General features: G+C 48.6%; 4 protein-coding genes. 3 read left to right on the forward strand and 1 reads right to left on the reverse strand.

Annotated features, from left to right (window positions below; translation table 11 throughout):
• The first annotated feature begins 275 nt into the window (after positions 1 to 275).
• The 3 genes from alaS (at position 276) to G459_RS0119625 (ending at position 5,617) form a co-directional block, all read left to right on the forward strand.
• A complete protein-coding gene (gene alaS / locus G459_RS0119615) occupies positions 276 to 2,900 on the forward strand; it encodes an alanine--tRNA ligase (protein ID WP_026969167.1) in 2,625 nt (874 codons plus the stop codon).
• 18 nt (positions 2,901 to 2,918) lie between these two features.
• Positions 2,919 to 4,379, forward strand: a complete 1,461-nt coding sequence (gene gatB / locus G459_RS0119620) for an Asp-tRNA(Asn)/Glu-tRNA(Gln) amidotransferase subunit GatB (protein ID WP_026969168.1) — start codon at positions 2,919 to 2,921, stop codon at positions 4,377 to 4,379.
• A 125-nt stretch (positions 4,380 to 4,504) separates the two neighbouring features.
• On the forward strand, positions 4,505 to 5,617 hold the full coding sequence (locus G459_RS0119625) for a TlpA disulfide reductase family protein (RefSeq protein ID WP_026969169.1): 1,113 nt from the start codon (positions 4,505 to 4,507) through the stop codon (positions 5,615 to 5,617).
• A 243-nt stretch (positions 5,618 to 5,860) separates the two neighbouring features.
• On the opposite strand, the gene G459_RS0119630 is transcribed toward G459_RS0119625, so the two are convergent.
• On the reverse strand, positions 5,861 to 6,808 hold the full coding sequence (locus tag G459_RS0119630; RefSeq protein ID WP_026966501.1) for an IS256 family transposase, variant Zn-binding type: 948 nt from the start codon (positions 6,806 to 6,808) through the stop codon (positions 5,861 to 5,863).
• Positions 6,809 to 6,953 lie beyond the last annotated feature (145 nt).

The following is a 6,953-nucleotide window of genomic DNA, read 5'->3' on the forward strand; positions in this document are numbered from 1 at the left end:
AGATAAGACGTGAGACATTAGAATCAAGAAGCTAGAATTAAGACTTAATACAACGGATTTTTTAGATCTGCGCCCAAGAGTTCCCTTCCTCAAGTCGAAACCGCTCACGGAGAGGTAGCACGACCAGAACCCATCCGTCTTTTTCGCCCTTTCCTCAAATTCCCGACAGAGATATGCATAAGCCCATCAATTCTGCTAATTTTGTCCCCCGATAAAAAAGGCCTTTTTATAGGCTCATTAACACTAATAGTTCATTTCTGCACCTCAGACCTTCCATGGAAGCAAAGAAAATACGGAGTACCTTCATCGAGTTTTTCCAATCCAAACAGCACCAGTACGTTCCTTCATCCCCGATTGTGGTCAAAAACGACCCCACCCTCATGTTTACCAACGCGGGGATGAACCAGTTCAAGGACGCTTTTCTCGGCAATGAGATTGCCAAATTCCCACGGGTCGCCAACTCACAAAAGTGCCTTCGGGTAAGCGGGAAGCACAATGACCTCGAAGAAGTCGGTGTGGATACCTATCACCACACGATGTTTGAGATGCTCGGCAACTGGTCTTTTGGAGATTACTTCAAAAAAGAAGCGATCGAGTGGGCTTGGGAGCTTCTGACGGAAGTCTATCAACTGCCAAAAGACAGATTGTACGCCTCTGTTTTCAAAGGAGACTCGGGAGACAAGCTCGAAATGGATCAGGAAGCCTTCGATCTGTGGAGTAAGATCGTTCCGACGGAGCGTATAATCATGGGTTCGAAGAAGGACAACTTCTGGGAAATGGGCGATACCGGACCTTGCGGGCCTTGCTCTGAGGTACACATCGATCTGAGATCCGACGCCGAACGGGCGCTGATCCCCGGTCAAGATCTGGTCAACAATGACCATCCCCAGGTGATCGAGATTTGGAACCTGGTCTTCATGCAGTTTAACAGATTGGCGGACGGAAGTCTGAAAGAGCTTCCCGCCAAGCACGTGGATACGGGAATGGGATTTGAGCGTCTGGTGAGAGCAGTACAGTTCAAGTCTTCCAACTACGATACCGATTTGTTCACGCCGTTTTTGGACGCGATTGCCAAGAAATCCGGCAAGACCTATGGCTTGGACGAGCAGACAGATATAGCGTTCCGCGTGATTGTGGATCACATCCGCGCCATTTCATTTACCATTGCCGATGGTCAGATCCCATCCAACAATAAGGCTGGCTATGTTATCCGTCGAATTCTCAGAAGAGCTGTTCGCTATGGCTATACCTTTTTGGGATTGCAGCAGCCGTTTCTGTTTGAGCTGGCTCCATTGATCGCAGAGTACTTCGGAGATATTTTCCCGGAAGTGAGACAGCAGCAGGAGTTTATCGCCAAGGTGATCTACGAAGAGGAGGCTTCTTTCCTGAGGACTCTGGACAACGGGCTGAAAATGCTCGAATCGATCAAGGCTGAGCTGACCGCGAAAGGCGAAAACGTACTTCCCGGCAAGACAGCTTTTGAGCTGTATGATACCTTTGGTTTTCCATTGGATTTGACTTCCCTGATCGCCAGAGAAAATGGCTTTTCGGTGGATGAGAAAGGTTTTTCCGAGGAGATGGAAAAGCAGAAAACACGCTCGCGCGCCGCGTCTGAGCAAGAAACAGGTGACTGGATCTTGGTGAGTGAAGACACCGGGGTGGAGTTTATCGGCTATGATTTTACCGAGGCGTACTCCCATATTATCAAGCATCGTACGATCACTGACAAAAAGGGCGACCGCTACCAATTGGTGCTGGACAAGACTCCTTTTTACGCTGAGAGTGGCGGACAGGTTGGAGATACCGGTTGGTTGATTTCCGATTCTGAAAAGATCCGCGTGCTGGACACCAAGAAGGAGAATGACCTGATTGTGCACTTTGTCGAGAAGCTGCCTGCCAATCCCCAGGCAAGATTTTCCTCGGAAGTAGACCGCGAGCGGAGACAACTGAGCATGAATAATCACACGGCGACGCACTTGCTCCAGTCAGCATTGAAGGCGGTGCTGGGTGATCATATCCAGCAGCGGGGTTCACTGGTCAACGAGCATCTGCTCCGGTTTGATTTTTCCCACTTTGGGAAGATGACCGAGGATGAAATCGCTCAGGTGGAAGCCATCGTCAATGCCAAGGTGCGGGAGAATATTCCGCTTTTTGAGCAGCGGAATGTCCCGATTGAGGAAGCGAAAAAGATGGGTGCAACCGCGCTTTTTGGTGAAAAATATGGGGACTTTGTCCGTGTGATTACTTTTGATAAAAACTTCTCCGTCGAACTTTGCGGAGGAACGCACGTTCCTTCTACAGGTCAGATCGGCTTGTTCAAGATCACGTCCGAGGGATCCATTGCTTCTGGAGTTCGTAGGATTGAAGCGATCACATCCAAGGCTGCCGAAGGGTATTTGCGTGAGCAGGAGACTTTGGTCAGGGAGATTCAAGACTTGATGAAGAATCCGAAAGATGTGAAGAAGGCCATTGAAGCCCTGATTCAGGAACGAAATGAACTGCGTAAGGAAATCGAATCGCTACATCTGGAGAAAGCTTCGGGATTGAAAACTGAGCTTTTGAAGCAAGTGGTCGAAAAAGACGGGATGAATATCCTGATCGGGCAAATCGAACTGCCTAATGCGGATTCCTTGAAGAAGCTGGTTTACGAATTGAAGAACGAGGTGTCAAATGCCTTGGTCATCCTGGCTGCCAAGATTGAGGACAAACCTCAGGTTGCAGTCATCTTGGATGAAGCGCTTATCGCCGGCAAAGGACTGAACGCAGGTCAGATTGTTCGAGATCTTGCCAAAGAAATCCAGGGTGGAGGAGGAGGTCAGCCCTTCTTTGCGACCGCAGGTGGAAAGGATCTCGCCGGACTGGGAAAAGTAGTGGGCAAGGCCAAGGAAATGTTTTTATAATCGCTGAAATAGCAAAAAATGTTAAGCGAAGAACTCAGAAATAAATATCAGTTGGTGATCGGCTTGGAAGTCCACGCACAGTTGCTGACTGAGAGTAAAATGTTCGCCGCCGACGCAAACGAGTACGGACAATCGCCGAATACGCTGATCTCTGTCATTACTTTGGGACATCCGGGTACCTTGCCCAAAGTGAACAAAAAGGCCGTGGAGTTTGCCATCCGGATGGGATTGGCCTGCAATTCTGAGATCACGCGACATAATATTTTCTCCAGAAAAAATTACTTCTATCCTGACCTTCCAAAAGGCTATCAGATCACTCAAGACAAGGGACCAATCTGTGTCGGAGGGGTCGTGCCGATCCAACTGGCCGACGGTACCGAGCGGGTGATCCAACTCAACCGGGTTCACATGGAAGAGGATGCTGGCAAGTCCATCCATCTAGCGGGAGAAACAGATACTTTAGTAGACTACAACCGGGCTGGCACTCCGCTGGTCGAGATCGTCACCGAGCCGGATCTGCGTACACCTGAGGAAGCTTATGCTTTCCTCGCGGAAATCAAAAAACTGGTCAAGTACCTCGATATCTGTGACGGCAATATGGAAGAAGGATCGCTTCGATGTGATGCCAACGTCTCTGTGATGCTGAAAGGCGCGACAGAATACGGCAAGAAGGTAGAGGTGAAGAATATGAACTCCTTCCGCAACGTCGCCCGGGCCATCGAGCACGAGCACGAGCGGATCATCGGCTTGTTGGAAGCCGGAATTGAAGTGATCTCAGAAACCAGAACCTTCGACGCCAATACGGGAATCACGGCGAGCATGCGAACCAAAGAGGATTTGAATGACTACCGCTACTTCCCGGAGCCCGATTTGAGTCCGGTGGTGATTTCGGAAGAATGGTTGCAATCGGTAAAAACATCCATGCCTGCGTTGCCGAGGGAGCTTTACCATAAGTTTATGGACGTCTATGGATTGCCTGCTTATGACGCAGCATTCCTGACCGAATCAAAGGAAATTGCCCTTTGGTTTGATACACTTTGTGCCAAAACGAACAACTACAAAGCTGCTTCGAACTGGATGATGGGGCCGGTGAAGTCTCATCTGAACGACGAAGGGCTCGATATTCGTGAGTATCCAATTCAACCCGAGGCACTGGCGGATCTGATCGCCTTGGTGGACGAAGGGAAAGTTTCTTTTTCCACAGCTTCGCAAAAGATATATCCTGAGTTGTTTAAAGCGGCTGGGGAAACTTCCCTGGCAATCGCCCAGCGCCTGAATCTGATTCAGGAAAGCGATGCGGATTCGCTGAAGCCGATTGTGGAAAGTGTTCTGGCAGAAAATGCCGCGAAAGTAAAAGAATACCGCTCGGGCAAAAAAGGCCTGATGGGCATGTTTATGGGTGAAGTGATGAAGAAATCAAAGGGTAAGGCAGATCCGAAAGTTGCTACGCAAATTTTGACAGAATTGCTTGAAAATTAAACTTATGAAATCGAGCATGATTCAAGCGTGTCCCAGAGGATGATTATTGGCCATGCGAGATTCTCCCGGTCCGCCGCGGCGGACGGGACAGGCTATCTGACCTTTTAGAATAAATTAATAAACAGATGAAATACGCAATGATAGGAGTTTGGACATTGGCCGTGATGGCTTTTTTCTCCTGCGGGGGAAGCGGATCTGATACCGAAGGAAAGGTCAAGATTTCTGGAAAGATCGAGAATGCACCGGAAGGTGTGGTCGTTCTTTCCCAGTTTACAGACAGCCGACCCAAAGTATTGGATACGCTGGAAATTTCTAAAAACGGAGAGTTTACCTACGAATTGGCGATTGCCACTCCGACCTTCTACGAACTGAATATCCATGGGCAAAAAGTAGTCCGCCTCGCACTCCTGGATGAAGATGTGAATGTCAACTACAACTTCTCAAATCCAGAAAGCCTGACGATCGAAGGATCCGCAGACACCCAGGAGATGCTCAAGCTGGAGAAGTTGATGGAGACCTATCAGACAGAAGTCAACAAGCTCAACGAGGCCTACTATGAAGCGATGAGCAAGAATGACTCAGAGGCCATCAAAAAAATTCAGGCAGAAGCGATGGTGCTGGAATCCATGCAAGCTGACCGGGTCAAAGAGATGATCACCAGTATGGGGGATTCATTCGCTTCCATGGCGGCCATCGGGCTTTTGAATCCCAAGACGGACTTTCAGTTCATCGATGAGCTGGTGGTGAAGCTAAACGAAAACTATCCGGGCACGACCGCGATTCTTCAAGTAAAGCAGCAACTCGACGAGATGCGAGCGCTTTCTGTGGGGCAGCCAGCGCCGGAGATCGAGCTGCCTGGCCCTGATGGCACGGTGGTGAAGCTGTCGGATCTGCGTGGGAAATATGTCCTGATCGACTTCTGGGCAGCATGGTGCAAGCCTTGCCGTCAAGAAAATCCAAACGTGGTACGGCTCTACAATCAATACAAAGACAAGGGATTTGAAGTGTACGGCGTCTCTTTGGACAGAACCAAGGAGGATTGGGTGAAGGCCATTGCTGAGGATGGCTTGACTTGGACTCAGGTCTCCGACCTAAAATACTTTAATTCAGTGGCTGCAGAACTGTATCAGATCGAAGCCATTCCTGCGACTTATATGGTTGATCCGGAGGGAAAGATCATGGCCAAAGATCTCAGGGGGGCAAGCTTGGAGAGCAAACTTGCTGAGCTGTTTGACTGACACCGGAGAAACTCCCAACAAAAAGCCCCTGACCTTCGAGGATCAGGGGCTTTTTTTGTGGGTAATGTGGTCAAAAATAGTTGGTGACTTTGGTTGGAAAATTTCTTAAAATGTCGGGCAGGTTTGAAGAGGACGTGAGCTCTGCTGAGGAGCAACTTACCAGCAATAGAATCTGCCAAGTGGAATGAAGGGGCTTCGTTTTTCGGAGCCCTTTTTTCACGCTTCATTCTTCTTGTTCCATGGCTAAGAAAACCCTTTCCTTCTGGCATTTTTGAAGTATAGATACCACCTCAGAAAGCTTTTTCTGTTTCCTGTTGAGAGGCCTCTGTGAATGTTCAAATTGGTTTTCAAATGTCCGAAAAATGACTCCAGGCCATTGGTTGATTTTGGAATTTTCGGATTGTCCAGGTAAGCAAAGAGGTTCGGCAACGCACTTTTTAATACAGAAAAGGAACGTCTCAACAGTTTGTGTTTATACCAAAACTTGCCCGTCAGGGGATTGACCGTTTTCTCATGAACAAACTGATGGTGTCTGCCATCCCATTGGGCGAGTTCGAGAAGCCAATAGCTGAGCTGTTGCTTGGTCTGGATCAGGTGTAGTGTAGACACAATTCTTCGAAGCTCCTGCCCGGGAATGCTTTTAGGCCTACTGAAAAGCCATATTCTGCACATCCGCTGTACATGGATCACGCATCGCTGAAGGGTGACTTGGGGGCAAACTTTGCGGATTGCCCGGAGCAATGCCCGATGTCCATCGCAGGTAATAGACTCGATCTGCACTCCAAGGAGCAGTAGATTTTCCAGGTCTTCTTTGAGCTCTTCGTATCGTTCTGCATCACTGAACCGATAGAGCTGGGTGAATTTGACGGTGTGGTCCCGATACAAAATCAAGCAAAGATCTCCGGTAAAATACGTGCCGTCAATGAGCAGATTTACCCGCTCGGAGGGGTAAACCGACAGCATCGGGGGCTCCCTCAAATAGCTTTTAAAAAGCCGTTGAACAGTGCTCTTGCTCAGGCCGGTCTCTAGGACCAACTGCTCAAAGGTGCGCTTTCCAACGACCCATTTTTCAAACCAAACAAACTGGTTGGATTTGGCTGCCGAAGGGTTGGAACCTGTGAAGAAAATGCCGCAATTTTTACACTTATACCGCTGCTTGCCAGCCTGTTTTCCCCACTTGATGGAGTCCAGAAACCCACAGGCCCAACACCGCTTTTTTTGAAGTTTTCATGAAACAAAAAAACCTTATTGAAACCAGTTTCAATAAGGTGTCTGTAATAATCTTACTGTCAGTAATTTAGAAGGTGTTTTACCAACTATTTTTGACCATTAGACC

The sequence above is a fragment of the Algoriphagus terrigena DSM 22685 genome (assembly GCF_000429445.1).
GTDB lineage: Bacteria > Bacteroidota > Bacteroidia > Cytophagales > Cyclobacteriaceae > Algoriphagus > Algoriphagus terrigena.